Raw genomic sequence first — 1833 nt, 5'->3', positions numbered from 1 at the left:
AACGCTGTAGCTGCCCACCGACGCCGCCGTACCGCTGCCGCTGCTGGCCAAGGTCACGGCCGCAATGCTGTCGCCGTTCACCAGGCCGCTGCTGCTGTAGCCCGTCAGGCTGGCGCTGGCGCCGTAGGTCTTGGACGCCCCGCTGGCGGTGATGGTCAGTGCCGCCGGGGTCACCGTCAGCGTGCCATCGGCATAGCTCACCGCGTAGTTGCTGAGCCCCGTGCCCGTGGCGCCGCTGGCCACAACGCTGTAGCTGCCCACCGAGGCCACCGTACCGCTGCCGCTGCTGGCCAAGGTCACGGCCGCAATGCTGTCGCCATTCACCAGGCCGCTGCTGCTGTAGCCCGTCAGGCTGGCGCTGGCGCCGTAGGTCTTGGACGCCCCGCTGGCGGTGATGGTCAGTGCCGCCGGGGTCACCGTCAGCGTGCCATCGGCATAGCTCACCGCGTAGTTGCTGAGCCCCGTGCCCGTGGCGCCGCTGGCCACAACGCTGTAGCTGCCCACCGAGGCCACCGTGCCGGACCCGCTGGACGCCAAGGTCACGGCCGCGATGCTGTCGCCGTTCACCAGGCCGCTGCTGCTGTACCCCGTCAGGCTGGCGCTGGCGCCGTAGGTCTTGGTGGCACCGCTGGCCGTGATGGTCAACGCCGCCGGGGTCACCGTCAGCGTGCCATCGGCATAGCTTACCGAGTAGTTGCTGAGGCCGGTGCCCGTAGCCCCGCTGGCCACAACGCTGTAGCTGCCCACCGACGCCGCCGTGCCGCTGCCGCTGCTGGCCAAGGTCACGGCCGCAATGCTGTCGCCATTCACCAGGCCGCTGCTGCTATACCCTGTCAGGCTGGCGCTGGCGCCGTAGGTCTTGGTCCCACCGCTGGCCGTGATGGTCAACGCCGCCGGGGTCACCGTCAGCGTGCCAGCGGCGTAGCTCACCGCGTAGTTGCTGAGACCCGTGCCCGTCGCACCGCTGGCCACAACGCTGTAGCTGCCCACCGACGCCGCCGTGCCGCTGCCGCTGGACGCCAGCGTCACCGCGCTGATGCTGTCGCCATTCACCAGGCCGCTGCTGCTGTACCCCGTCAGGTTGGCGCTCGCCCCATAGGTCTTGGTCGCCCCGCTGGCCGTGATGGTCAGTGCTGCCGGGTTCACCGTCAGCGTGCCGTCGGCATAGCTCACCGAGTAGTTGCTCAGGCCCGTGCCCGTGGCACCGCTGGCCACAACACTGTAGCTGCCCACCGACGCCGCCGTGCCGCTGCCGCTGCTGGCCAAGGTCACCGCCGCGATGCTGTCGCCGTTCACCAAGCCGCTGCTGCTGTAGCCCGTCAGGCTGAGGCTGGCGCCGTAGGTCTTGCTCGCCCCGCTGGCCGTGATGGTCAGCGCCGCCGGGGTCACCGTCAGCGTGCCAGCGGCGTAGCTCACCGCATAGTTGCTGAGGCCCGTGCCCGTCGCACCACTGGCCACAACGCTGTAGCTGCCCACCGACGCCGCCGTGCCGCTGCCCGTGCTGGCCAGGGTCACGGCCGCGATGCTGTCGCCATTCACCAGGCCGCTGCTGCTGTACCCCGTCAGGCTGGCGCTGGCGCCGTAGGTCTTGCTCGCCCCGCTGGCCGTGATCGTCAGGCTGGCGGGATTCACCGTCAGCGTGCCGTCGGCATAGCTTACCGAGTAGTTGCTCAGGCCGGTGCCCGTAGCCCCGCTGGCCACAACGCTGTAGCTGCCCACCGACGCCGCCGTGCCACCGCCGCTGCTGGGCAAGGTCACGGCCGCGATGCTGTCGCCATTCACCAGGCCGCTGCTGCTATAGCCCCGTCAGCTGGCGCTGGCGCCGTAAGTCTT

General features: G+C 70.2%; 1 protein-coding gene and 1 pseudogene. Both read right to left on the bottom strand.

Going from position 1 to position 1833, the window contains the following annotated elements; all coding sequences use genetic code 11:
• A partial coding sequence (locus I55_RS38905) for an MBG domain-containing protein (RefSeq protein WP_286364282.1) occupies positions 1 to 174 on the bottom strand: 174 nt, incomplete at its 3' end.
• A gap of 12 nt (positions 175 to 186) precedes the next feature.
• A pseudogene (locus I55_RS02285) lies at positions 187 to 1788 on the bottom strand (beta strand repeat-containing protein); the annotation flags it as partial.
• Between the last annotated feature and the right edge of the window lie 45 nt (positions 1789 to 1833).

Source organism: Azospirillum sp. B4, from assembly GCF_000333275.1.
Classification (GTDB): Bacteria; Pseudomonadota; Alphaproteobacteria; order Azospirillales; family Azospirillaceae; genus Nitrospirillum.
The sequence above is the reverse complement of the archived record's forward strand: the minus strand, read 5'-3'. Positions and strand labels throughout refer to the sequence as shown.